Source organism: Knoellia subterranea KCTC 19937 (assembly GCF_000768685.1).
GTDB classification, from domain to species: Bacteria; Actinomycetota; Actinomycetes; order Actinomycetales; family Dermatophilaceae; genus Knoellia; species Knoellia subterranea.
Genome location: NZ_AVPK01000001.1, coordinates 292,506 through 318,317 on the forward strand (window position 1 = coordinate 292,506; position 25,812 = coordinate 318,317).

At 69.3% G+C, this 25,812-nt stretch carries 19 protein-coding genes; 9 read left to right on the top strand and 10 right to left on the bottom strand.

The features are described 5' to 3' along the window. The first annotated feature begins 13 nt into the window (after window positions 1-13). On the top strand, window positions 14-1,468 hold the full coding sequence (gene yczR, locus N803_RS01395) for a MocR-like transcription factor YczR (RefSeq protein ID WP_035901959.1): 1,455 nt from the start codon (window positions 14-16) through the stop codon (window positions 1,466-1,468). A 23-nt stretch (window positions 1,469-1,491) separates the two neighbouring features. Beyond that, on the top strand, window positions 1,492-2,448 hold the full coding sequence (locus N803_RS01400) for an acyl-CoA thioesterase (protein ID WP_052111589.1): 957 nt from the start codon (window positions 1,492-1,494) through the stop codon (window positions 2,446-2,448). Here the strand turns inward: N803_RS01400 and N803_RS01405 are convergent. From N803_RS01405 to glgX, 7 genes are all read right to left on the bottom strand, one after another. Then, the gene (locus N803_RS01405) at window positions 2,445-3,158 is read right to left on the bottom strand and encodes an ABC transporter ATP-binding protein (RefSeq protein ID WP_035901961.1); all 714 of its coding nucleotides are present in this window, start codon (window positions 3,156-3,158) and stop codon (window positions 2,445-2,447) included. The genes N803_RS01400 and N803_RS01405 overlap by 4 nt on opposite strands. After that, window positions 3,155-4,093, bottom strand: coding sequence for an ATP-binding cassette domain-containing protein (locus N803_RS01410; RefSeq protein ID WP_035901964.1), 939 nt, complete (start codon window positions 4,091-4,093; stop codon window positions 3,155-3,157). The genes N803_RS01405 and N803_RS01410 overlap by 4 nt, the downstream gene beginning before the upstream one ends. Further along, on the bottom strand, window positions 4,090-6,981 hold the full coding sequence (locus N803_RS01415; protein WP_035901965.1) for an FtsX-like permease family protein: 2,892 nt from the start codon (window positions 6,979-6,981) through the stop codon (window positions 4,090-4,092). Before N803_RS01415 ends, N803_RS01410 begins: the two co-directional genes overlap by 4 nt. Then, window positions 6,978-10,178 carry an FtsX-like permease family protein gene (locus N803_RS01420; RefSeq protein ID WP_035901966.1) on the bottom strand — a complete coding sequence of 1,067 codons (3,201 nt, stop codon included), beginning with the start codon at window positions 10,176-10,178 and terminating at the stop codon, window positions 6,978-6,980. The genes N803_RS01415 and N803_RS01420 overlap by 4 nt, the downstream gene beginning before the upstream one ends. 151 nt (window positions 10,179-10,329) lie before the next feature. Beyond that, window positions 10,330-12,048 (bottom strand): malto-oligosyltrehalose trehalohydrolase, encoded by a 1,719-nt coding sequence (gene treZ, locus N803_RS01425; protein ID WP_035901968.1) that lies wholly within the window; start codon window positions 12,046-12,048, stop codon window positions 10,330-10,332. Beyond that, the gene (gene treY, locus N803_RS01430; protein ID WP_342666667.1) at window positions 12,045-14,483 is read right to left on the bottom strand and encodes a malto-oligosyltrehalose synthase; all 2,439 of its coding nucleotides are present in this window, start codon (window positions 14,481-14,483) and stop codon (window positions 12,045-12,047) included. Before treY ends, treZ begins: the two co-directional genes overlap by 4 nt. 48 nt (window positions 14,484-14,531) lie before the next feature. Further along, entirely contained in the window at window positions 14,532-16,694 is a 2,163-nt protein-coding gene (glgX, locus tag N803_RS01435; protein ID WP_035902617.1) for a glycogen debranching protein GlgX, read from the bottom strand. Window positions 16,695-16,850: 156 nt separating this feature from the next. On the opposite strand from glgX, the gene fabG reads away from it, so the two are divergent. The 4 genes from fabG (at window position 16,851) to N803_RS01455 (ending at window position 19,644) form a co-directional block, all read left to right on the top strand. Then, window positions 16,851-17,606 carry a 3-oxoacyl-ACP reductase FabG gene (gene fabG / locus N803_RS01440; RefSeq protein WP_035901971.1) on the top strand — a complete coding sequence of 252 codons (756 nt, stop codon included), beginning with the start codon at window positions 16,851-16,853 and terminating at the stop codon, window positions 17,604-17,606. A gap of 73 nt (window positions 17,607-17,679) precedes the next feature. Then, window positions 17,680-18,048, top strand: a complete 369-nt coding sequence (locus N803_RS01445; protein ID WP_035901973.1) for an ArsR/SmtB family transcription factor — start codon at window positions 17,680-17,682, stop codon at window positions 18,046-18,048. Beyond that, window positions 18,045-18,548 (top strand): SRPBCC family protein, encoded by a 504-nt coding sequence (locus N803_RS01450; protein WP_035901976.1) that lies wholly within the window; start codon window positions 18,045-18,047, stop codon window positions 18,546-18,548. Before N803_RS01445 ends, N803_RS01450 begins: the two co-directional genes overlap by 4 nt. 763 nt (window positions 18,549-19,311) lie before the next feature. After that, on the top strand, window positions 19,312-19,644 hold the full coding sequence (locus N803_RS01455; protein WP_156969610.1) for a hypothetical protein: 333 nt from the start codon (window positions 19,312-19,314) through the stop codon (window positions 19,642-19,644). A gap of 276 nt (window positions 19,645-19,920) precedes the next feature. Here N803_RS01455 and N803_RS01460 read toward each other — a convergent pair whose 3' ends face one another. Then, a complete protein-coding gene (locus N803_RS01460) occupies window positions 19,921-21,075 on the bottom strand; it encodes an acyl-CoA dehydrogenase family protein (protein WP_035901981.1) in 1,155 nt (384 codons plus the stop codon). An 82-nt stretch (window positions 21,076-21,157) separates the two neighbouring features. Here N803_RS01460 and N803_RS01465 point away from each other — a divergent pair, with 82 nt between their 5' ends. Both N803_RS01465 and N803_RS01470 read left to right on the top strand, forming a co-directional pair. Continuing rightward, on the top strand, window positions 21,158-21,799 hold the full coding sequence (locus tag N803_RS01465) for a TetR/AcrR family transcriptional regulator (protein ID WP_084763907.1): 642 nt from the start codon (window positions 21,158-21,160) through the stop codon (window positions 21,797-21,799). 11 nt (window positions 21,800-21,810) lie between these two features. Beyond that, window positions 21,811-22,542 (top strand): class I SAM-dependent methyltransferase, encoded by a 732-nt coding sequence (locus tag N803_RS01470; protein ID WP_035901983.1) that lies wholly within the window; start codon window positions 21,811-21,813, stop codon window positions 22,540-22,542. A gap of 15 nt (window positions 22,543-22,557) precedes the next feature. On the opposite strand, the gene N803_RS01475 is transcribed toward N803_RS01470, so the two are convergent. After that, window positions 22,558-23,469: an LLM class F420-dependent oxidoreductase gene (locus tag N803_RS01475; RefSeq protein ID WP_035901985.1), complete on the bottom strand. Its 912-nt coding sequence runs from the start codon at window positions 23,467-23,469 to the stop codon at window positions 22,558-22,560. A 49-nt stretch (window positions 23,470-23,518) separates the two neighbouring features. On the opposite strand from N803_RS01475, the gene thpR reads away from it, so the two are divergent. Beyond that, complete coding sequence (gene thpR, locus N803_RS01480; RefSeq protein WP_035901986.1) at window positions 23,519-24,112, top strand: RNA 2',3'-cyclic phosphodiesterase; 594 nt, start codon at window positions 23,519-23,521, stop codon at window positions 24,110-24,112. On the opposite strand, the gene ettA is transcribed toward thpR, so the two are convergent. Beyond that, entirely contained in the window at window positions 24,099-25,781 is a 1,683-nt protein-coding gene (gene ettA, locus N803_RS01485; protein WP_035901988.1) for an energy-dependent translational throttle protein EttA, read from the bottom strand. The two genes, thpR and ettA, sit on opposite strands and share 14 nt — an antisense overlap. Window positions 25,782-25,812: the final 31 nt, after the last annotated feature.

The following is a 25,812-nucleotide window of genomic DNA, read 5'->3' on the forward strand; positions in this document are numbered from 1 at the left end:
GGACAGTGGCCCCATGGCCGCACCCTCGCTCACCGCCCGTCGCGCCGCGGAACTCATCGGGACACCGGATCGCGACCGTCCGGCATACCGGTTCGTCGCCGACACGCTTCGGCTCCTCATCGCCGACGGGCGGATCGCCGTCGGGACCCGACTTCCGAGTGAGCGCGACCTCACGGGCGCGCTCGGCCTGAGCCGCACGACGGTGAGCAGCGCGTATGCCGTGCTGCGCGAGAGCGGGTACGTCGCCTCGCGTCGTGGTTCGGGCAGTGTGGCAGCCCTCCCGTCCGGAGTCGTGCGCCGCGACACCGGGCTGCACCTGTCGGCGAACGTGCCCGAGGGGACAATCGACCTCACCTGTGCGGCGCTGCGTGCCCCGGCAGGCATGACCCAGGCCGCCGAGGCCGCGATCGCGGCGGCTCCCGACTACCTGTGCGGGAGCGGGTACGTCCTCCACGGCATCCCCGAGCTTCGCGAGGTCATCGCGGCCCGCTACACGGAGCGGGGGCTGCCGACCAGCGCCGACGAGGTGCTCGTCACGACAGGTGCCGTCGTCGGAACGGCGATCGCCGCGCGTGCCCTGCTCTCCCCCGGCGACCCGGTCGTCATGGAGACGCCGACCTACCCCAACATCTTCCCGACGCTGCGCGAGCTGCGCTCCCGGATCTCGGCCTTCCCCGTCGAGCCGACCGGATGGGACATCGACACCGCGGTCTCGACGGTGCGCGCCTCGGGTGCGCGGGCGGCATACCTGCTCCCTGACTTCCACAACCCGACCGGCAACCTCATGCCCGACGAGCAGCGGGCCACGCTCGCGCGCGCTCTCGGACGGGCGAAGGTGACGGCCATCGTCGACGAGACCGTGGCCGAGCTCGGACTCGACCACGAGGGACCGATGCCCCTGCCGTTCGGTGCGCACCACGCCGACACGGTGTCCGTCGGGAGCGCCTCGAAGTCGCACTGGGGCGGGCTGCGGATCGGCTGGGTGCGAGCATCCGGACCGACGCTGGAACGTCTCGCGGCCGCACGGGTGCCGCTCGACATCGGGGCGCCGGTGATCGACCAGCTCGTGCTTCTGGAGCTGATGAAGCGATCGCCCGGGATCACCGCCGAGCGACGGGCGGGCCTCGTCTCCGCCCGCGACACGCTCACCGGTGCCCTCGAGGTCGAGCTCCCGGAGTTCCGGTTCGTCGTGCCGCGTGGCGGGCTGTGCGTGTGGATCGAGCTGCCCGCGCCGGTCGCGAGCGAGGTGACTCTCGCCGCCGAGGACGCCGGGCTGCTCGTCGCCAGCGGTCCGCGGTTCGCGGCCGCCGGTGGGCTCGACCGGTGGATCCGCATGCCGTACGTGCTTCCGCCTGCGGACCTCGTTGAGGCGGTGTCCCGGCTGGCCGTGGCCTGGCGTGCGGTGAGAGCTGGCGCCACTCCTGCGCGACGGCGGGGTGGGTCGCGACAGGGTCCCCTCGTCGCCTGAGCACCCCGGTTAGGGTGACGCCTGTGAGTGAGCCCCTGGAGCCCCAGACCCGACCGGCATTGTCCGGCCTGCTCGACATCCTCGACCTCGAGGAAGTCGGCCGGGCCGACGTCGAAGTGAGGCCCTCGACCGACTCGGCCGGCGCGGACCCGATGCGGTTCGCGGAGGAGATGACCCTCTTCGTCGGGCAGAGCCAGAAGATGCCGCACGGGCGGGTGTTCGGCGGCCAGGTCCTGGCCCAGGGTGTCATGGCGTGCGGTCGCACCGTCACGAGCGACGACAGCGGAGCACCCCGCCCCATTCACTCTCTGCACGCGTACTTCATGCGCCCGGGAGACGACACCCAGCCCATCACGTTCGCCGTGGAGCGGATGCGCGACGGCCGGTCCTTCTCGACGCGTCGGGCCCACGCCATCCAGAACGGCAAGCCCATCCTGTCGATGAGCTGCTCGTTCCAGGAGCCCGCGGACGGCCTCGACCACCAGGACGAGATGCCTGACGTTCCGGGGCCGGACGGGCTCCAGTCCCTCGCCGACGTCTTCGGCGGGATCGACCACCCGGGGGCGCAACACCTCGCCGAGCGACCGATCGAGCAGCGGCACGTCGAGGGGCAGCTCTTCCTCGCTCCCGGCGACGAGCAGGTCGCCCAGCAGAGTGTGTGGACGCGAGCGGTCGGCACGTTGCCCGAGGACCCGCTCATCCACGCGGCAGTGCTCGCCTACGCCTCCGACTACGCCCTGCTCGAGCCGGTTCTTCGCCGTCACGGACGCCAGTGGATCGGTGGGGGGCTCAACGTGGCGAGCCTCGACCACGCCATGTGGTTCCACCGCCCGGCCCGCGCCGACGACTGGTGGCTCTATGCGCAGCAGTCGCCGTCGGCCCAGGGAGGGCGTGGGCTCGGCATTGGTCGGATGTTCACCCAGGACGGCACCCTTGTCGCGACGGTCGCCCAGGAGGGCATGCTCCGCGTCCGCGACTAGTGGGCACCGCCCGCCGTCGCGGATTCCGCCGGCTCTCCGATCGCGCCGTCGGCGATCTCGAGGACGCGGTCGGCGAGCGAGAGCAGCACCGGGTCGTGTGTTGTGACCACCGTCGTCATCTGCCCCTCCTTGGCGAGGCGCACGATGAGCTCCATGATCTCGCGACCCGTCTCCGAGTCGAGTTGCCCGGTCGGCTCATCGGCGAGCAGGAGCCCGGGCCGCGCCGCGAGCGCTCGGGCAAGGGCCACGCGCTGCTGCTGACCTCCCGAGAGCTGGCCGGGGCGCTGCTTGGCGTGCTTGGCGAGCCCGACGTGGTCGAGCGCCTCGGTGACGCGCGCCTCTCGTTCGGCGGGGTCAACTCCCCTGAGCCGCAACGGAATCTCGACATTCTCGTGCGCATTGAGGATGGGCACCAGGCCGAAGGACTGAAACACATAGGCGACCGTTGTGCGGCGCAGCGCAAGTACGTCGTCGTCGGAGAGAGCCGTGACCTCGACCCCGTCGACGCGGACCGTGCCGGCGTCGGGGCGGTCGAGCCCACCGATGATGTTGAGCAGACTCGTCTTGCCCGACCCCGAACGGCCGCGCACGGCGACGACCTCACCCGTCCCCGCCGTCAGTGAGACCCCACGCAGTGCGTGGACTGCTGTGGGTCCCGACCCGAAGGTCCGCTCCACTCGTGAAACCTCGAGGTATGCCGGCGTGCTCACTGGGCGTCGCCCCTCTCGTTCGCGTCGGGTCGAGGCGCCTCCGGCCAGACGGTGATGTGGTCGCCCTCGAGTTCGATGCGGACCCGGTCGCGCAGCCCGAGTGAGGCCACGAACGCCTTGGGTAGCTGCAGGCGTCCGGCGCGGTCGAGCACTGCGTACTCCTGACTGATGACGAGCTCGCCGCCGTCAGTGTCGCGGGTGACGTGGCGACGCACCTCGGATGCGGTCCGGCCGTCGCGGATGGCGACGGTTCGCGTGACCTGCTCGCTGACGTGCGGGTCGTGGGTGACGACGATGACGGTGGTGCCGAGCTCCTCGTTGGCCCGGCGGATCGCCGAGAACACCTCGTCGCTGCTACGGGAGTCGAGCTCACCCGTGGGTTCGTCGGCGAGGAGGACGACAGGGTTGTTCGCGAGGGCGACACCCAGCGCAACCCGCTGCTGCTGACCGCCCGAGAGCCCGTCGAGCCGACGGTCGGCGCAGTCGGCGACGCCAAGCACCTCGAGGAGTTCGCGGGCACGTGCCTCCCGGTGCCCGCGTGAGGCGAACACCATCGGCAGCTGGATGTTCTCGATGGCGGAGAGATACGGCAGGAGGTTCGCGGTGGCCTGCTGGTAGAGAAAGCCGACCGTTGACCGCCGGTAGCGCAAGCGCTCGGCCCGGCCCATCGTCAGGAGGTCATGCCCCGCCACCCGGGCCGACCCAGCACTCGGCAGGTCGAGACCGCTGAGGATGTTGAGAAGCGTGGACTTGCCCGAGCCGGACGCACCGACGATGGCGACGAGCTCGCCGCGGGCGACCTCGAGGTCGAGCCCCTGCAGGGCCACGACCTCCACTCCTTCGGACGTGAAGATGCGGACGAGTCCGTCGCAGACCACGGCCTGCTCGACGCTCCCCTCGGCATCGACGGCGGCCGCCTGTTGGATCAGGGTCATGCGGACTCTCCTCCACGTAGGTGCTCGCCGAGCGAGGCACGTCGGGTACGAAGGTGCTCGACGACGAGTGCGAGCACGGCCAGAAGGAACGCCGCGCCCGCGGCAGCGGCTCCCACGGACCATCGGGGTGTGAGGGTCGGGCGCGGACCGGTCGTGTAGGCACCGAGGTCGAGCGCGCTCGAGACGAGGACCGGTGCGGCCACGCCGACCGCGGCCCCGACGAGGACGGCCGTGGCGAGGAGCGGCAGCACCTCGACGCCGAGGAGTCGCGCTTCGGCCGCTCGGGGCACGCCCATGGTCCGCAGGCGCAGCAGCAGTTGACGCCGTTCGGGTCGGCTCGCGATGAGCAGGAGCACGACCGCGAGGAAGGCGAGGATGCTCGCGAGCGCGGCGGCGACGGCATACAGGCGGGTCACGAAGGAAGGCAGCGCGCGCGCCGCGCTCTCGTCCACGATCTCTCGCGCCGAGGCGGCACCCGTCTCGAGCTCTCCGAGGGCGGCACGATCGGTGCGGCTCGCTGTCATGAGGTCCGTGCTCGCCTCCGGCGAGGCCCGGACATAGACACTCGTCGGCTGGATGGCCACGCGGTCGGCCAGCTGGTCGAACGGGACGAATCCGGTCGTCACGGTGCGTCCGCCCGTGACCCGGGCGAATCGAGGGTCGACCATGGTCACCGTCGCGGGGACGTGCGTTCCGCCGAGCTCGAGCTCGATCTCGTCACCGACGGAGGCTCCGTCGCTGAGCCACACCGGGATGCGATCGGGCCCGGCGTCGAGCGGGGCCTGGCCCGTGTCGAGCGGCGTCCCGGCGATGACGGACGAGTACTTCGCCGGGTCGAGCGCGATGACCGTCAGCGAGCGGGCTCGCTGCCCCGTCGACACCACGGCGCCGGCAATCTGCGCGTTCGAGTCGATGTGGGCCGGTGCAACTGCCTGCACACCGGGTCGTGACGAGAGCGCGGCGACGTCCTGCGGATCGATCCGCACCGCATCGACGCGCACGTCGGCCCCGACCATGAGGTAGGCGGATTCGGTGCGCTGCTGTCCGATCGTCACGAAGATCGAGGCGAGGACGGTGAGCACGCTCGCGCCGACGACGAGGGCGAGCAGGGGTAGCCCCGAGGTCGTGCTTGACCGTGAGGTCCGAGCCAGCCCGAGGAAGGGCACATAACCCTTGCCCCGCCCGGCCCAGCGCGACAGCGCCCGCAGCGGTGCCGGGAGGAGGCGGAAGACGACCACCGCGGCAGCCGCGGCGACGAGCACGGGTGCGAGAGCGGCATACCAGTCGGTCTGTCCCCCACTGATGACCTCACCGCGCGAGCGGACGGTCACGACCGCGAGGACCGCCAGGGTGATGAGGGCGACCTCCGCGACCACCCGGCGCGCAGCTCGCACGAGATGCGAGGTGCCGACGCGACCGGTCGTGGCGTCCCGGACGTGTCCGAGGGCGAGCACGGCGATGGCGATGGCGGGTGCCGCGACGACGAGACCCACCTGCAGCCACGACGACCACGGGGTGGTCCCGTCGAGGAGCAGGACGGCAAGTCCCGATGCCACAGCGACGCCCGCGACTCCCCACGTCAGTGGGCCGACGAGAGCCACCGTGAGCACATTGCGGGTCGACGCCCCGCGGGCCGTCATCAGCGTGAGCTCGCGCAACTTCCCGGCCGTCGCCACGAGGGCAGTCAGCATGAGGACGATGATCGCCAGGGCGGTGATGCCGGCCGACGCGAACGACGTGACGACGCTCGTGCTCGTGAGGGAGCGCAGGTACCGCTGGACCAGGCCTGGGACGTCGGTGATGAGGGTCGGGCGCTCGGGAAGTCGGGTCAGTTCGACGGACGAGGCCAGTCGACCGGTCGCCTTCTCGAGGCGCGTCGCGTCGGCTCGGGTGAGGTCCTCGCGGACGGTGTATCGCCACGTGTGGGTCAGCGCGGACGAGCCCATGGGCGAGAACTCCTGGAGCTGGAAGCCCTGGAGGGTGTCGGTCAGCGCTGGATAGCTCTCGAGCGGAAGGACGAGCGCGCCGCGCCGCACCGAGCCACCCTGCGGCGACGGGATGGCAGCGACGTCGAGCAGCTGCGGCTCGGGTTGCCAGAAGGCGTCCCCGGGATCGCGTGGCCTGAAGGTTCCCGAGACGATGACATGGACGGTGTCGCGCACCCCGCCGGGCAGGGAGTTCACCGCCCCGAGGACGAGAACCTGTCCGACCTTGATGCCGAGGGCACTCGCCACGGCTTCGGACACGCCCACCGGCATGACCCGCGCGCGGCGTCGGACGTTGTCGTCGATGAGCCGGGTGTCGGTCGCCTCCCCCGGGCTCGTCCCCGATGTCCACGTGACGTGCGTGTCCAGTTGGTCCTGGACACGCAGGACGACCTGTTGCGGTTCGGCTGCTGTCCTGACGCCCTCCGGGGCGGCACTGAACGGTTGGCTCTGGGCCGCGAAGGTCGGGGTCCCGACGAGGTCCCGATCGCTGCCCAGGGCCCGACGGACCGCATCGTCGACCATCGTGAAGGGGGCGCCCACGCCACCCCCGGGCCCCTCGCCCCCATCCACGCCCTCGACGAATCCAGCACTCTGCGGCGTGAGCGCGAACGTCAGGTCGCGCTGGCTCTGGGTTGCCGAGCGGAGCTCGTCCCCCAGAGCGCGGTCGTATGCCGTCGACTGCAGTCTCGGTGCCCCCACCAAGTAGACGGCCGCCGTGGCCGCGATGAGGGCGAAGAGGATCGAGGCGAGCCGTTGTCGTCCGGCGCTGCGGCGCAGCACGGTGCCGACGTCCAGGTCGCTTCCTGCGGATGGCGCCTCGCGCCTGCCTCTGCCCTTCCCCGGGTGCAGAATCGCCCCGAACTTCGGGAGGCGGTGCGGTCCCTCGTGACGCCCGGTCATCGGGACTCCCCCATCCTCAACTCGGAGGCGATGTCGCCACCGGTGCGCCGCAGGACGAGCACCCCGAGGAGGCCGAGCACGGCGATGACGACGGCGGCCAGGCCCGCGAGGGCACCCCACGGGATGACGACGAGCACGGACGGAACCTGCGCGTGGCCATCGCCGCCGACGAGGAAGGGCACGACGACCCAGGCCGCGGCCGCGCCCATCGCCACGCCGACGAGCACGGTGAGTCCGACGATGCACACGCGCTCGAGGGTGAGGATGCGTCGGATCCGACCAGGCGGCATACCCAGGGCCAAGAGGATCGCGTTGTCGTGGTGGCGGGCGCGCGCGAGCGACGCGGTCGTGGCGGCGAATCCGACCGCCGCGAGGACGAGTGCGGCCCCCGTGACCAGGAGCATGGCCGCTTGCATGCCAGCGTTGACGGGATTGCTCCGGCGTCCGGCCTCAACATCGTCACGCACGACGAGTGCGGCCGCCAGCACGCCGGCCTCGCGGAGGGCAGTGGCAGCCCGGGGCCCGTCCGTGGGTGCGAGCCACCACTCGCGTGGCACCGGGGCGACGGATGGCCAGGCCAGTTCGGTGCCGGCGTAGCCAGTGGTGGCATAGAACGTCGGCAGGTCGAGCAGGATCGCCCGGGTCGGGTCGGTCGCCGTGGGGATCACGTCGACGAGGGCGTCGACCTTTGCCGGGATGTTGCGCCCGGCGACGGGCAGTCCCAGGGTGCCCCCGACGTCGAGGTCGAGGGCGGACGCGAGGTCACGGGTCATCACGACGGGGACGCTCCTCACGGCGGGCGCCGCGACGCCGTACCTCAGGTCCACGCCCTGCGACCGGTCCGTGAGGAGATCCGTCCCGGGCACCGGCGTCCCGTCCGCACGGACATCCGTGGCCTCCATGCCGAGGACGAGGCCGGGGACGGTGTCGCGCAGGAAATCCGGCAGGGTCATGGTGAAACCAAGGAGGGACACCGGCTCGGCCAGAGCGAGGTCCCCCTGCGGCATCTCGAGCGCAACGGCCCTCGACGTCGACGTGACGGTACCCAGAGGCAGGGACGTGACGTAGCCCCGGGCGTCGCGGACGAGCACCTGCCCGGTGAGCCCGAAGTTGTCGATGCTGAAGCCCTCGAGCGAACCGGCGGTGGCGAGGAACCTCGTGCGGAACGTGAGTTCCTTCGTGCCGGTCGGCAGGGTCACGGCCGTGACGTCAGGGCGCTGGCGGGCCAGCGAGTCGGTGATGGAACTCCACGCCCGGCCGCCCAGCGCGTCCGGACGCAGGCTCATGACTCGACCCGCGGTCGTGGCGTCGACCCCGAGCACCGTGACGTCCGCAACGCTCCGCATCTCCGACGTCTCACGCAGCACGGGCATCGCGCGGTCCGACCCACCGGCGACGCGTTCGGCGAGCGGCCGCCCGAGCGTGCCGTCGACCCGCACCGAAGCGCCAGCCTCGAACGCCGACTGGTCCGCGAGCGCGCGCCCGGCCGTCGCCGAGTGAGCCAGCGCGAGGGCACCCATGGAGACGCAGAGCAGGATGAGCAGGATCGTGCCACCCTGGGCTGCGAGCCGGCGAGAGAGCTGCCACGCGCCCCAGGCGCGGTCGAGCCCGACGTGTCCCACGGACACGCGCTCCACCTGACGGGTCGCGCCGGGCAGGAGCCGCAGGCACAACACGGCCAGCCCCGCGACGACGCACGCCGGCGCCGCGATGGTGAGGGGGTCGACCGTGGTGGACCCGACGACGTCATAGCGACGCAACTGCAGTACGGCGAGCACCCCGATGCCCACGAGGGCAAGGTCGAGACCGCCGCCGGACACCACCTGAAGGACTGCCGGCAGTCGCGAGCCGACACCACCCGCCCCGGCGCTGCCGCCTGCCGAAGCCGCCCGTCCCAATCCGGTGCTCCCCGCGCCCGAGCGCAGGGCGGTGAGAACGATGACGAGCGTCGCGAGCAGGGCCATGGTGGCGAGGGCGATCCACAACCCCGGCTCCCGGACAGCCTCCCCGACCGAGTCACCGGCGAGTGAGACGTCTGCGGCGCGGGCGATGACACGAGTGAGGAAGGGCGCAACGACGACAGCACCGACGGCGCCCAGTCCGACGACGAAGCCCGCGTCGGCCAGGGCCATCGTCACGAGCTGGCCCGTGGACAGTCCGCGGGTGCGCATGAGCCTCGTCTCGTCGGCTCGCAGGCCGACGAGGAGCCGCGCGGCCATGACGAGGGATGAGGCACCGAGGAGGATGAGGAGCACGGTCGGCGTGAGCAGCGAGGCCCGGATGCGCTGGGCCACGACGGTCGCGTCGTCGAGCTGACCGGGCAGGGTCGTCTCGACGCGCGCATTGCTGAAGATCGGCGACGGCGTGGCGGTGGCGCCGGGCTGCGCGTCCCGGTCGTCCCCCACGACCTCCCGCAGGGCGGCCAGCCCTGTCGTCAGCCGGTCGCGGATGTCGCTGATGGAAGTGACCGTCGCGTCGTCGAAACGTGCGCCCGCCCGCCACGTGATCGGACTCGGACCGACGGCTCCGCTCTCGAAGACTCCGTCGGCGAGCACGAACGGTCCGAAGGTCGTGTATTCCGAACGCTGCACGCCCGAGAGACTGAGCGGGTCGTCGATCCAGACGGCGGCGGTCGGGTCGCGAGGGCGATAGGTGCCGACGAGACGGACGACGAGGTCCTTCTCGGACTCGTTGACGAGGCTCGGCAGGGCCAACTCCTCGCCGAGGGTCAGGTCCAGCGCTGCGGCTGCTTCCACGGGCAGGACCACTTCCTGGGCGGATCCCGAGCCAGCGCCCGCCGTGGGCCATGCCCCGGACACGAGGTCCGCGCGGTCGCGCAGTCCGGTCACGTCGGCGACCTGCGCACGTGCCGTCGCATCCGCACCGGTGATGCCGCGGGCCGTCAGGTAGGCGACCCGGCTGATCTCGAGCTCGCCACCGATGGCCTCCATGCGCTGACGCACCGTCCGGTCGGCCTCGGCCAGGGTCCCGGGCCTCACCGACGCCACGACCGTGATGGTGCGGTCGGCCCGATTGCCGCTGGCGAGACTGGTGCGCACGCCCGCGTCCGAGATCGCACCGGAGAGCAGTTGGAGGGTTGCGACCACGATCATCGACATCAACGTGGCGATGACGACGGCGACGACGGCGAGGACGTGGGTGCCCATCCGCCGCCGCAGCAGGGTCAGCAAACCCATCCCCCAACCTCCTCGTCGGTCGCGTGGCAGCCGCCCTGCCGGCCGCCACCCTCGTCAACCTAACGAGGCAGCCCGGCCAGAGGTTGTCTCGCCGACGAAAGAATCCGCTTCGTGACTTTTGCAACCTGTGTGCGCGCCGCGATTCCGCGGATCAGGGAAAGACGAGATCCGGTATGCCGGGTGCGGACACTGTGACCGCGTCCCGACCGAGATCGGCCGAGACCGTCATCCCGCGGTGCGACATGACGAAGGTCTTGCCGTCGTCCTCGACGTGGCAGGTGACGTCGGCGAATCGCGTGGTATCCGTGCCGATCACGGAGCGGCGCAGGGCAATCAGGTCGGTGTACCACCGCAGGAGTGAAGCGTGCGGCTCCGACGAGAGTTCGTCCCACCGCAGCACGCTCGCGTCACGCGTGGCGCGTGACTGCGGGTCCGGGATCTCGTCGGCCGTCCACCCGTGCGCTCCGAACTCGGCGCGACGGCCAGCCCGCACGGCCTCGGCCATGGCCTCGTCGGTGAAGTCGGTGAAGAACTGCCACGGGGCCGACGTCGCGAACTCCTCCCCCATGAACACCATCGGTGTCCCCGGGCCGAGGAGGTAGAGCGCCGCACCGATCGCCTGCCGACCCGGGCTGAGCGTCGCTGAGATCCGGTCGCCGGTGGCCCGGTTGCCCACCTGGTCGTGGGTCTGGAGGTAGGTGACGAGTCGGCGGCCGTCGAGGCTGTCGACGTCGATGGGCTTGCCCCACGCACGACCGCGGAACGTGGACCACCGGCCGTCATGGAGGAATCCCCGGGTGAGGACGTGGGCGAGGACGTCGAGCGGACCACCATCGGGAAGGCTGCGCGTGCCGCCCCCGAAGTCCTCGTAGTAGCCCTGCGTCTCCCCCGTCAGCGCGACGTGCAGCCCGTGGTGCACGTCGTCGGCCCACTGGGCCGTCATGCCGAGCCCACCCTCGGCGGTGGTCGTGACCATTGCGGTGTCGTTGAGGTCGCTCTCCGCGATGAGGTCAAGTGGGCGGCCCAGCGAATCCGCCAGTGCCGCAACGGAATCCGATAGTTCTGCGAGGAGGTGCCGCTCCCCTTCATCGACAAGGGCATGGACGGCGTCGAGGCGCAGGGCGTCGACGTGGAAGTCGCGGAACCAGCGCAGCGCGTTGTCGATGATGAACGCCCGCACCTCGTCCGAACCCGGAGCGTCGAGGTTCACGGCTGGCCCCCACGGGGTCGTGTGAGTCTGCGTGAAGTAGGGCCCGAACCGGCCGAGGTAGTTGCCGCTCGGACCGAGGTGGTTGTAGACGACGTCGAGGCACACCCCGAGCCCGCGTGCGTGGCACGCGTCGACGAATCGCTGGAAGGCGAGCGGACCACCCAGGGCGTCGTGGACGGCATACAGGTCCACACCGTCGTAGCCCCAGCCCCAGCGGCCGGGGATCGCGGCGACGGGCAGGATCTCGACGACGTCGACGCCGAGGTCGACGAGGTAGTCCAGGCGCGCGATCGCGGCATCGAACGTGCCTTCGTCGGTGAAGGTCCCGATGTGGCATTCGTAGACGACACCGCCCAGCGTGCCGGCCCCGTCGCGAGGGCCCCGCCACGTCGCATCGGCCCACTGGTGCGCCGCGACGTCGAACCATCGGCTGGGTCCGTCCACTCCGTGCGGTTGCCACGCACTGCGGGGGTCCGGAAGAGCGGGCGACTCGCCATCGAGGACAAAGGCGTAGTCGAGAACGGGGTATGCCGTCGGGTCCCCTTCCCAGCGCCACCACCCTCGGTCATCGCGCGCCATGGGCTCACGGGCCGGGCTCTCGCCGGGCGCACCGAACTCGATCTCGACCCTGGCGACGTCGGGGGCCCAGACCTCGATCATGACGTCCTCACCAAGAGCGCGACAGGAAGGTCCGAGAGCAGGTCAGCCAACACCGCGTTACCAGAGAAAGTGCGAGTTTGACTGTCCGACAGCACATTTCGCCATTGGCCATGTGGGAGACGGACCGATGCCTGACCGAAACCACCGGCAGCGGCAAGTCGATCGGCCTCGAGCGTCACGAGAGCCAGAACGTCGTCGCCGGCCTGACCACGACTGAAGGCGATGGCGTGCGGCGTGTCGCAGTCGAGGCCCGCGTACGACGTGGTGTCACCGACAAACCACTCGGGGTGCTCGCGACGTAGGCGCAGCGCGGTGGCGGTCACGAGCAACTTCTCGTCGTCGAGGTCGCGTGGAGTCCCGTCGGCATCGAGGCGAGCGAGCCGCTCCGTGCGATCGGCCCAGTCGACCGCGCCACGGTTGTCGGGGTCGACGAGGGTGAGGGCCTGCAGTTCCGCACCCTGATACACGTCGGGCACACCGACAGCGACGAGCTGGAGCAGCTTCTGCCCGAGCACGTTGGCCCGGATCGATTCGGAGTGGTGCGACAGCCAGGTGCCGACGAGCGTCGCAATGGCCCTGTCGGCCACGACGCTTCGAGCGAAGTCCACGACGGCCCCTTCGTACTCGGCGTCGCCATCGATCCAGGCAGTGTGGTCCTTCGCCTCGCGGATCGCCTTGAGGACATAACCCTCGATCCGGTCCGGCGACATGGGCCACGTGCCGATCACGGTCTGCCACACGAGGTACTCAGTCGCCGGGTCCACGCGCGAGGAGCGCTGTGCCGCAACGAGATCCGACGCCTCCCGCACCCACGCAGCCCAGCCGTCGGCATCCTCGGCGAGCGTCATGAGTCTGGCCCTGACGTCCTCGGACCTCTTTGTGTCGTGCGTCGTGAGGGTCGACATCGTCGTGGCCCAGGTCGCCACTTGCCGCGCCTGGAACGCGTGGAACTCGGCCGGGTCGATGGACAGGTGCGCAGGATGCCCACCCACCTCATTGGCGCCGACCATGCGAGCCCAGCGATAGAACGCGGTGTCCTCGATGCCCTTGGCCATGACGGGTCCGCACGTCTGCTGGAACCGCACGACGAAGTCGTCCACCAGGGCGCGATCCGCTCCTTCGGGGACGACACCCTGCGCCAGGGACAGGAGCCGGTCGAGATCGGCATGGGCCGCAGGGCGGAGCTGCGCCCGGGCGCGGTCACCAGCAGCTGTCAGCACCTCGACCTGCTCCGATGGCGCGGGTTCGCCGGGGACGACATAGGCGCGATAGCGGTCCATCGCCACGAGGAGAGCCCTCAGGGCCTCGAGCACGAGGTCGGGGTTCAGCCCGTCATGGATGCGGTGGACGACCAGGCGGAGACGGGTGACCTCGGCGACGAGGACGTCATCGACGACGAGTTCCTTCGATGCGGCAACCACGTCGTCGAGCTCCGCGCGCTCCGCCCGGGCATGCTCCGCCCACAGCTCGTCGAGGACGGCATCCCCACGTGACGAGGTCAGCACCTGTTGCACCCGCAGCAAGGTGTCATATCCGGTGGTCCCGGCACACGGCCACGAGGGAGGCAACTGCTCGTCACCCTCCAGGATCTTCTCCGCGACGACCCACGCCCCGCCGGTCGCTTCGGCCAACCGGGCGAGGTAGCCCTCGGGATCGGCGAGCCCGTCCGGGTGATCGATGCGGAACCCATCGATCGCCCCCTCGCGCCAGAGGTCGAGCAGGAGAGCGTGGGTCGCATCGAAGACATCGTTCTCCTCGACCCGCACGGCGATGAGCGACGTGACGTCGAAGAAGCGGCGGTAGTTCAGGTCCGTGCTCCCGGCCCGCCAGTGCGTGAGCAGGTAGGGCTGCGCCTCGACCAGTTCCGCGATCGGCAGGGTCTCCGTCCCGGGCGCAACGGGGTACTCGTGCCCGTAGTAGCGGAGCACCGTCTCGTCCCCACCTGCGCCACCGTCGCCCGCCATGGTGAGTTCACCCGCGCGCAGCACCTCGTCCAACGACGCACCCAGGACCGGCATGAGCACGCGCCCCCGGCGCCCGTCGGCGAACCACCTGCCCACCGACTCCCACTCGATGTCGAACCAGTGCGCGTGCGGCGATGCCTCACCGTCGCGGAGCAGGGACCACAAGGGGGCGTTGCGCCACGTCTGTTCCGGCACGGTCATGTGGTTGGGGACGACGTCGACGATGATCCCGAGCCCGACGGCATGTGCGGCCGCGACAAGCCGGTCGAACGCCTCCCGACCACCCGCCGCCTCACTCAGCACCGTGTGGTCAACGACGTCGTAGCCGTGCGTCGACCCCGGTGCGGCTTGGAGGATCGGTGACAGATACAGGTGTGAGACACCGAGATTCGCGATGTATGCCGTGCGCTCAGCTGCCGCGTCGAAGCCGAACCCACCGTGGATCTGGAGGCGGTAGGTGGAGGTGGGCACGGCGCGACGCGAGGTGCTCACGAAGACGGGGGCGGACGGCATACGCAATCAGACCTGACGTTCCGAGGTCGCGGCTCCCGTCGGCACGGGCGCGGTCTCGCGCGGAGTCCGCAGGACGACGACCGAGTGGGGGCCGACGGTGATGCCAGATCCGGCTTCGTGCCAGCCGGGGTCGACAACGTCAGCACAGGTGTCGATCTCGATGAGCCACCGCTCGCCCCACTCGGTGGAGGGGATGGTGAAGGCGGCCTCTTCGTCGTCGGCGTTGAAGAAGACGAGGAAGTCGTCGTCGGTGATCATCTGTCCGCGGTTGTCGGGTTCGTGGATGGCACCACCGTTGAGCCACACCATGATTCGCAACGCGTCGCCGGACCAGTCTTCCTCCGCCATGGGTTCGCCGGAGGGCCGGAGCCAATAGATGTCGCCCATCGTCGACTGTCCGCCGTGGTCGGCCGAGCCGGCGAAGAATCGACGCCGCCGGAAGACCGGGTGGTTGCGCCGCAACCGAACGACGGCCTTGGTGAACTCGAGCAGCTCGAGTTGGTCCTCGTCGAGCTGCCAGTCGACCCACGCGGTCTCGTTGTCCTGGCAATAGACGTTGTTGTTGCCGCCCTGGGTGCGCCCGATCTCGTCGCCGTGGCTGATCATGGGAACTCCCTGGGACAGCAGCAGCGTCGTGAGGAAGTTGCGCAGCTGGCGCAGGCGCACCGACCGGATCTCGGGATCATCGGTGGGGCCCTCGACGCCGTGGTTCCACGAGCGGTTGTGACTCTCGCCGTCGAGGCCGTTCTCGCCGTTGGCGGCGTTGTGCTTCTCGTTGTAGGACACGAGGTCGCGCAGGGTGAAGCCGTCGTGCGCCGTGATGAAGTTGATCGACGCGATGGGCTTGCGGCCGCTGTGCTCATAGAGGTCGCTCGACCCGGTGATGCGAGAAGCGAACTCTCCCAACGTTGCCGGCACACCCCGCCAGAAGTCACGGACGGTGTCGCGGTACTGCCCGTTCCACTCGGTCCACATGGGTGGGAAGTTGCCGACCTGGTAGCCGCCATCACCGACGTCCCAGGGCTCGGCGATGAGCTTGACCTGAGAGATGACCGGGTCCTGCTGGATGATGTCGAAGAACGCGGAGAGCTTGTCGACCTCGTGGAACTGACGCGCGAGCGTGGCGGCAAGGTCGAAGCGGAAGCCGTCGACGTGCATCTCGGTGACCCAATAGCGCAGCGAGTCCATGATGAGCTGGAGGACGTGCGGGTTGCGCATGAGCAGGCTGTTGCCCGTGCCGGTGGTGTCGTAATAGTGCTGCTTGGCGGTGTCGACGAGTCGGTAGTAGCTCGCGTTGTCGAGGCCCCGGAAGCAGATCGTCGGACCGAATTCGTTGCCCTCGGCCGTGTGGTTGTAGACGACGTCGAGGATGACCTCGATGTCGGCCTCGTGGAGGGCCTTGACCATCGCCTTGAATTCGGTCACCTGCTGGCCTCGCTCGCCCTGTGCATAGGCGTTGTGCGGAGCGAGGAAGCCGATGGTGTTGTAGCCCCAGTAGTTCGTGAGCCCCTTGGCCTGGAGCGAGGTGTCCTGGACGAACTGGTGCACGGGCATGAGCTCGATGGCGTTGACGCCGAGGCCCTTGAGGTGGTCGATGATCACCGGGTGCCCGATCGCGGCATAGGTCCCGCGGATCTCCTCGGGCAGGTCGGGGTGGGTCATCGTCAGGCCCTTGACGTGCGCCTCGTAGATCACCGTCTCGTGGTAGTCGTGACGCGGCGGCCGGTCGTGGGACCAGTCGAAGTAGGGGTTGATCACGACGCTCAGCATCGTCTTGCCGAGGGAGTCCTCGGTGTTGCGCTGCGTGGGGTCGAGGAAGTCGTAGGCGAAGAGTGCCTGGTCGTTGGTGACCTGCCCCTCGATCGCCTTGGCATAGGGATCGAGCAGGAGCTTGCTCGGGTCGCAGCGGTGCCCGGCCTCCGGGTCGTAGGGGCCGTGGACGCGGTAGCCGTAGCGCTGGCCCGGTTGGAGCCCAGGGATATAGCAGTGCCAGACGAAGTGGTCGATCTCCGGCACCGAGATCCGCGTCTCGACGAGTTCACCGTCCGGCCCGTCGTCGATGAGGCACAGCTCGACGAACTCCGCGACCTCGCTGAAGAGGGCAAAGTTGACGCCACTGCCGTCGTAGGTGGCACCCAGGGGGTATGCCGTTCCGGGCCAGATCTCCATGGCCGCCTTCCAGTTCACGTCGTGGGTCATGACTCCTCACACGGGACGACGGCGGCCCACGTGACGCGAGCGACAGTCATCCGTTGATGCTGCTGGGTAGGGTTCGCGCAGAGATCCAACCTACCGAACCAGACCCCCTCCGGAGGAACCCCCCCCGTGACCGCTCCCCGCACCGCCGTCATCACCGGAGCCGCCCGCGGTATCGGCGCCGCAACCGCCCGTCGGCTTGCCAAGGACGGGTATGCCGTGGCTGTCGTCGACCTCGACGAGTCCGCTTCCGAGGTGGTTGCGTCCTCGATCCGTGAGGCCGGCGGTTCGGCGCTCGGCGTGGGCATCGACGTGTCCGATGCAGAGCAGGTCGAGGCCGGTGTGGCGCGCATCGCCGACGAGCTGGGGGCGCCGGTCGTCCTGGTCAACAACGCCGGAATCATCCGAGACAACCTCATCTTCAGGATGTCCGAGGCCGACTGGGACTCGGTCATGAACGTGCACCTGCGCGGCGCCTTCCTCATGACGAAGGCCTGCCAGGCCCACATGACGGCGGAAAAGTTCGGACGCATCGTCAACCTCTCGTCCTCCTCGGCACAGGGCAACCGCGGGCAGGCGAACTACTCGGCGGCCAAGGCCGGACTCCAGGGCTTCACCAAGACGCTCGCGATCGAGCTCGGCAAGTTCGGCGTGACGGCCAATGCCGTGGCCCCGGGCTTCATCCAGACCGACATGACGGCTGCGACGGCCGAGCGCGTGGGCGTGTCCTTCGAGGACTTCCTGGCGCATGCCGCCTCGCAGACGCCGGTGGGTCGCGTGGGTCAGCCCGACGACATCGCGGCGACGATCTCCTTCCTCTGTTCCGAGGAGGCCGGGTTCGTCTCGGGCCAGGTCATCTACGTGGCGGGCGGTCCGCTCGACTGACCAGCCTGGCTGGGCTGACTCCACCGCCAGCAAACTCTTGACTGATTGGTTAATTAACTACTACGTTAATCACATGCCCGATCAGCTCAGCACCACGTTCGCCGCCCTGGCCGACCCCACGAGGCGCGCCATTCTGGCCCGCCTGTCCACCGGGGACGCCACGGTCGGCGAACTTGCCGAGCCGTTCGACATGTCGCTGCCGGCGATCTCGAAGCACCTCACGGTCCTCGAGAAGGCCGGCCTCGTCACCAAGAGCCGGGATGGGCAGCGGCGCCACTGCCGCATCTCGGTCGCACCCCTCAAGGACGCGACGTCGTGGCTCGAGCTCTACCGCCAGCACTGGGAGCAGCAGTTCGACAACCTCGGCGACTACCTCGCGACCATCCACGAGCCCCCGGCCGACAACGGCACGGGAGCCCACACCCCCCAGGAGTCATCATGACCAGCAGCACCGCCGCCACGGGCGCCCACGAGCGCGCCACCATCACCACCTCCGGCTCGGAGATGGTCATCACCCGCACCTTCCCCGGCACCGCCGACCTCGTCTTCGAGGCCATGACCAACCCCGAGCACATCCGCAAGTGGTGGGGCGCCGGGCACGGCGAGATGACCGTGTGCGACGTCGACCTCCGCGAGGGCGGCGCCTGGCACTTCGCCCAGGTCGCCGGGTCCACGGGCGAGGAGGTCTCGTTCTCCGGTCACTACAAGACGATCGAGCGCCCGGGACGCCTCGTCCACACCGAGAAGTTCGACAACATCGACAGCCCCTATTCCGTCATCGACACGACCTATGTCGAGGAGGACGGCCGCACGACGCTCACCGCGACGATCACGTACGACTCCCCCGAGACCGTCCAGGCCGTCATCGACTCGGGCATGGAGCACGGACTGCAGAGCAGCTACGACGCCATCGACGACGTCCTCGCGGAGCTCGCCGCCTGATCCAGCAGTCGAGAGGAGAGAACACGCCGCCAGCCCACCGGCATACGCGGCGTGTTCTCTCCTCTCGACCGGGCCTGTGGATGACGCCGCGGCGAGATCGCGGAAATTCGGCATGCTCACGGGGTGCACCGAGCCCTCTGCCCGAGTCGCTCGCTGCCGGACCGTTCAGCACGGACCAGGCCCGCGAGCAGGGTCTGCCTGTCTCCCGACTGCGACGTGGGGACCTGACCCATCCCACTCGCGGCGCCCACGTTCTCGAGGTGCCGACGACGCTCGCCTCGCGCGCTCTCGCCTTCGGCGTCGGTATGCCGTCCGCGCGCGCATACTCGCATCTCACCTCCGCGAGGTTGCAGCGTTTCCCCCTCCCCTCCGCCCTCGAGGAGGAGGCCGACTCAGGCCCGCTGCACGTGATGGCTGAGACTTCCGATGGTCGGGTGATGCGAGCGGGGTGCGTGGGGCACCGCGGACTCGAGATTCGTGAGGTGGTCGATGTCGACGGGCTGCGACTGGTGGGCCCGGCCGATACCTGGGTGGACCTCGGCGAACTGCGCCGCGGCCGCCTCACCGTGGACGATCTCGTGGTCGTCGCCGACGCGATCACTGCTGAGCTGGATGCCTCCGCGTCAGCCGCCGTCACGAGTGGCGCACGAACTTCTCCCGGCGTGAGGGCCCTGCACAAAGCTCTTCATCAACGGATTCGTCCCCGCGGCAAGGTGGCGCTTGCGCGGGCCCTCGATCTCACCCGCCCCGGGTCGGGTCACCCATGGAGACACGGGCCCGGCTCATGTTCGTCCGAGCCGGCTTCCCCGAACCGGAAGTGTGCGGCGTCATCACCGACGAGGCAGGCGAATTCCTGGCGCAGGGCGACCTCGTGTGGCGGCGCGAGAGGGTTGTCGCGGAGTACCAAGGAGCGCCCCACGCCGACATCGGCCGCCGGAGCGCCGACACCCAACGCCGCCACCTTCTCGAAGGGCACGGATGGCAGGTGCGCGAGGTCTTCGCCCAGGACGTCTACGTGCGACCACGCCGCATGGCCACAGTCGAGGCCGTCGCACGGATGCTCGACCTCGATCCGGCCACGCTCAGGATCACGTGAGCCCACCCCCTCCGGCGACCCACAGCAGTCGAGAGGAGAGAACACGCCGTCTGCCCCCGGCATACGCGGCGAGTTCTCTCCTCTCGACTAGTTCTGCGCTTCGCTCAGAGGCCCACCTTCTGGGGCCCCCTCGTCACCTCCGCTACGGCCGAGGGCTCCTTCGTCGCCCTCAACCTCCGCTGCGCTTTCCTCAGAGGCCCACCTTCTGGGGCCCCCTCGTCACCTCCGCTACTGCCGAGGGCTCCTTCGTCGCCCTCAACCTCCGCTGCGCTTTCCTCAGAGGCCCAGGTCCCGGCCGATGAGTTCCTTCATGATCTCGTTCGTGCCGGCCCAGATCTTGTTGATGCGGGCGTCACGCCAGGCGCGGGCGACGCGGTACTCGTTCATGTAGCCATAACCACCGTGCAGCTGGACGCACTCGTCGAGGACCTTGCTCTGGATCTCGGCGGCCCACCACTTCGCCTTGGCGGCGTCGACGGCGGTGAGCTTGCCCTCGGCGTGCGCCGCAACGCAGTCGTCGACATAGGCGTGGGTGACCTCGACCATCGTGACGAGCTCGGCGATCTTGAACTTGTTGTGCTGGAACGAACCGATCGGCTGACCGAAGGCCTTGCGCTCCTTGGTGTACTCGATCGTCTCCTCGAGGATCTGACCCGCGTGCGCGACACAGCCGACGGCGTTGCCGAGGCGCTCCTGCGGGAGCTTCTGCATCATCGTGATGAAGCCCATCCCCTCAGGGCCGAGGAGACGGTCTGCGGGGAGGCGGACGTTGTCGAAGAACAGCTCGGACGTGTCGGACTCGGGCTGGCCGACCTTGTCGAGCGGCTGGCCCTTGGTGAAGCCCTCGTCGCCGGCCTCGAGCACGAAGAGCGAGATGCCCTTGGCGCCCTTGGTCGGGTCGGTGCGGGCCGCGACGACGGCGAGGTCGCACTGGTGGCCGTTGGTGATGAACGTCTTGGAGCCGTTGAGGATCCAATCGCCGCTGCCGTCGTCGGCCTTGACCGCCGTCGACTTGAGCGATGCGAGGTCGGAGCCACCGGACGGCTCGGTCATGCCGATCGACATGATCGTCTCGCCCGTGGCAACGCGCGGGAGCCAGCGCGCCTTCTGCTCCTCGGTGCCCATGGCGACCAGGTAGGGGGCCGTGATGTCGGCGTGGATGCCGAAGCACGAGGAGACGGCAACGTTGAACTTCGCGAGCTCCTCGGCGAGGACCGCGTTGAAGCGGTAGTCGTCGATACCGGCGCCGCCGAACTCCTCGGGGATGGTCAGGCCGAAGAAGCCCTGCTTGCCGGCCTCGATCCAGATGTCGCGCGGGATCGTGTGCTCACGGATCATCTCCTCGGCGCGCGGCTTGAGGTGGCGCTCGACGAACTCGCGCACGGAGCTGCGGAAGGCCTCGTGGTCGGCGTCGTAGATGTTGCGGGGCATGGGTTCTCCTCGGCAGAACAGGTCAGAAACACATTCGACTAAGCGCTTGCTTAGTCTCACGGGCCTCAGGCATGCTGTCAACATGTCGGCCACCACAGGGACACCGCTGTCCGAGCAGAGCATCCTCGCGACGCTCGAGGACTCCGGGGACACCGCGGGAGCCACCGCCGTCCGGCTCATGATCGCCGCCGCCGACGCGTTCTCCCAGAAGGGCTTCCACGCCACGACGACGCGCGACATCGCGTCGCGCGCCGGCCTCTCCCCCGCCGGCGTCTACGTCCACTTCTCCTCCAAGGAGGACCTGCTCTTCCAACTGAGCCGTCGCGGACACCAGACCGCGCGCGACCAGCTCGTCGCCGCCGCCGCCCGCGCCGACTCCCCCACGGAGGCCCTCCGCCGGATCATCAGCGGCTTCTCCACCTGGCATGCCGAGCACCACCAGCTGGGCCGGATCGTCCAGTACGAATTCCGCCACCTCACGCCCGAGCACCGCGACACCGTCCTCGCCCTCCGACGTGAGATCGACAAGGTGGTCCGCGACGTCCTCGCCGATGGCGTCGAGTCCGGCGAGTTCGACGTCGAGGACATCTCGGCCACGGCGCTCGCCCTTCTGTCCATGGCGGTCGACGTCGCCCGGTGGTACTCCCCCCAAATCCGGCGCACGCCCGAGGAAATCGGCGAAACCAACGGAGACCTCGCCGTCCGGCTCGTGACCCGAGGCTAGGCTCGGGCACCATGACCGACGCCGAAGGCCATGGTGGCTCGCCCTCGATCGAGCAGCCCGACTACTGGTGGTACCTCGCGCGCACCGACCTGCTCCACGCCGCGCTGAGTGAGTACGCCCAGGGCCGCACGACCGTCCTCGACATCGGCTCGGCGGACGGCCCGAGCGCCGGCTGGCTCCACGACGGCACGCGGCACCTGGCCTCGCTCGACATCGACCCTCGAGGTCTGGGCGCAAACGGTGTCTGCGGTTCGGCCCTGTCGCTCCCCTTCGCGGACGCGAGTTTCGACATGGTGTCCGCCTTCGACGTCATCGAGCACTGCGACCCGGAGGCCGACGCGCTCGACGAGGTGGCCCGCGTCCTCCAGCCAGGCGGAGCGTTCCTCATGGCGGTGCCGGCCTACCAGTGGGCATGGACCGACTTCGACGTCGCCAACGGCCATTTCCGCCGCTACACCAAGCGTCGGGCCGTCGCTGCGGTCGAGCGCGCGGGGTTCCGGGTCGACCGAGCGACCTACGCGTTCACGTCGGTCTTCCCCGGTTTCGTCGTCGAGCGCGCAGCGCGGCGGCTCAAGGAGCGCAAGCACACGACCGCCGTCGACGTCGTCGAGGTCCCCCAGGTCTCGGCCCCCCTCCACCACGCACTGCTCGGCGCCACGAAGGTCGACGAGGCCGTGCTGCGTCGAGGGCTCAACCTGCCCTTCGGGAGCTCGGTCTTCCTCGCCGCGACGAAGCGCAGCTGAACGACGGGTCGCCGGTCACCACTCGCCTGCCGCCACCGGCTCCAGCTGGCGGACGATGTCGGCCACGACCTCGTATGCCGTGTGGTCCGAGACGTCGGGGAGCGTCCAGATGACGTGGTCGAGACCGACTTCCGCGAGCCGCCCGTAATGGTCTATGGCTTCGTCGACCGTCCAGATCCGGTTGCCCCGCGGTGACGTGCCGCCCGTGCGCGACACGAGGAGCCGGGACAGGGCGGTCACCTCGATGTCGCGGGGGTCGCGGCCGAGGTCATCGCAGTGGCCACGCAGGATCGCCAACCGAGCCGCCATGGCGTCAGGGCCAGCATCGAAGAGGCTGCACGCATCCGCGTACTTCGCGAAAAGTCGAAGGGTTTTCTTCGGCCCACTCCCCCCGATGAGGATCGGTGTGCGCCGCAAAGGTGCGGGCACGTTGAGGGGACGCTCAAGCGTGAAATGCGTTCCGGCATAACGGGATTCGTCACCATCGAACATCTGGCGACAGATGTGCAACGACTCCTCGAGCCGCTCGAAACGCTCCTTGAGCGGCGGGAAGGGGACGCCCAGGCCGAGGTGCTCCTCCTCGTTCCAGGCGGCGCCGATGCCGAGCCAGGCGCGGCCGCCCGACAGGACATCGAGGGTCGTGACCGTCTTGGCGAGCAGGCCGGGGTGCCGATAGGTCACGCCGGTGGCGAGGGTCCCGAGTTCGATGCGCTCGGTGGCCGCGGCGGCGAAGGCCAGCGCGGTGTAGCCCTCGAGCATGTCCATCTCGGGTGGCCCGTGTTGGTGGATCTGGAAGAAGTGATCCATGACCCAGAGCGAGGACAGACCTGCCGCCTCTGCATCCTGTGCCGCTCTCTTGAAGGTGGGGCCGATCGCGGACGCGCCGCCCGGCCAGGTGAACTTGGATATCTGGAGTCCGCATCGCACGTGGTGATCCTGCGCAGGTTTCGCATCGGGGAGCAAGCACAATTGCCGGGTGCGAGTCTTTGCTGCGATCGTCCCGCCCGACGTTCCCCATGAGCATCTGTCCGACTTCATCGAACCGCGTCTCGAGGTCGAGTCGAGTCTGCGGTGGACGCCCGCTCACCTGTGGCACATCACGCTCGCGTTCATGGCCGACGTCGCAGAGCACGGCGTCGACGACGTCATCGATGCCGTCGCGGGCGTGGCGAACGATCAGGCACCCGTCCCGTTGCGGCTCAGCGGCGCTGGCGTGTTCCCCAACCCGGCGGAAGCGCGGGTCGTGTGGATGGACGTGCAGTCGGACGCGCCCGATGGGTTGGAACGGTTGACGGGCCTCGCCCTGCACACACGCACCGCAGTGGGGCGGGTCGGCGCCTCACCGGCGGGCGGCGAGTACCGCCCGCACCTGACGTTGGCACGGGCGCGGCGCCCCTTCGAGGCGACCGCGTGGCTGCGCGTCATGGACACGTATGCCGGCCCGTCCTGGCTCGCGGACGAGGTCACCGTCTTCGTCTCGCACCGGGGAGAAGGAAGGGGCAGACCGCACTACGAAGCCGTGGCGGTCTGCCCCTTGGGACCCTCGTTCGAGGACGTCAGTCTCGGGTGAGCTTGCGGTAGGTGACGCGGTGCGGGCGCGCCGCCTCCTCGCCGAGACGCTCGATCTTGTTGGCCTCGTAGGCCTCGAAGTTGCCCTCGAACCAGTACCAGGCGGCCGGGTTCTCCTCGGTGCCCTCGTAGGCGAGGATGTGGGTCGCGACCCGGTCGAGGAACCACCGGTCGTGGCTGATGACCACGGCGCAGCCCGGGAACTCGAGCAGGGCGTTCTCGAGGGAACCGAGGGTCTCGACGTCGAGGTCGTTGGTCGGCTCGTCGAGGAGGAGCAGGTTGCCGCCCTCCTTGAGGGTCAGGGCAAGGTTGAGGCGGTTGCGCTCTCCACCGGAGAGGACGCCCGCCTTCTTCTGCTGGTCCGGGCCCTTGAAGCCGAACTGCGACACGTAGGCGCGGGACGGGATCTCGACCTGACCGACCTGGATGAAGTCGTGGCCGCCGGAGACGGTCTCCCAGAGGTTCTTGTTGGGGTCGAGGCCACCACGGCTCTGGTCGACGTAGGAGATCTTGACGGTCTCACCGATGTCGACGGTGCCGCCATCGGCCGGCTCGAGCCCGACGATGGTCTTGAACAGCGTCGTCTTGCCGACACCGTTCGGGCCGATGACACCGACGATGCCGTTGCGCGGCAACGAGAACGACAGGTTGTCGATGAGGACGCGGTCGCCGAAGCCCTTCTTGAGGTTCGTGACCTCGATGACCTTGCTGCCCAGGCGCGGGCCGGGCGGGATCTGGATCTCCTCGAAGTCGAGCTTGCGCGTGCGGTCCGCCTCGGCGGCCATCTCCTCATAGCGGGCGAGGCGAGCCTTGCTCTTCGTCTGGCGGGCCTTGGCGTTGGAGCGCACCCACTCGAGCTCCTCCTTGAGGCGCTTGGCGAGCTTGGCGTCCTTCTTGCCCTGGACCTCGAGTCGGGCCTGCTTCTTCTCGAGGTAGGTCGAATAGTTGCCCTCGTAGGGGTAGGCGCGACCGCGGTCGAGCTCGAGGATCCAGCCGGCGACGTTGTCCATGAAGTAGCGGTCGTGCGTCACGGCGACGACAGCGCCGGGGTAGCTCGCGAGGTGCTGCTCGAGCCAGAGGACCGACTCGGCGTCGAGGTGGTTCGTCGGCTCGTCAAGGAGCAGGAGGTCCGGCTTCTGGAGAAGGAGCTTGCAGAGGGCGACACGACGGCGCTCACCACCGGAGAGGACGGTGACGTCGGCGTCCGGCGGAGGGCAGCGCAGGGCGTCCATCGCCTGCTCGAGCTGGGAGTCGAGGTCCCAGGCGTCGGCAGCATCGATGTCTTCCTGGAGCTTGCCCATCTCGGCCATGAGCGCGTCGAAGTCGGCGTCGGGCTCACCCATCTCCTCGGAGATGGCGTTGTAGCGGTCGAGCTTGGCCTTGATCTCACCCGCGCCCTCCTCGACGTTGCCGAGGACCGTCTTCTCCTCGTTGAGCTCCGGCTCCTGCATGAGGATGCCGACGCTGTAGCCCGGGGTCAGCCGCGCCTCACCGTTCGACGGCTGGTCGAGACCGGCCATGATCTTGAGGACGGACGACTTGCCAGCACCGTTGGGTCCCACGACGCCGATCTTGGCGCCGGGCAGGAACGAGAGCGTGACGTCATCGAGGATGACCTTGTCGCCATGCGCCTTGCGGGCGCGCGACATGACATAGATGAACTCGGGCATGGGGCAAAGGCTATCGACTGCCCGCCCCATC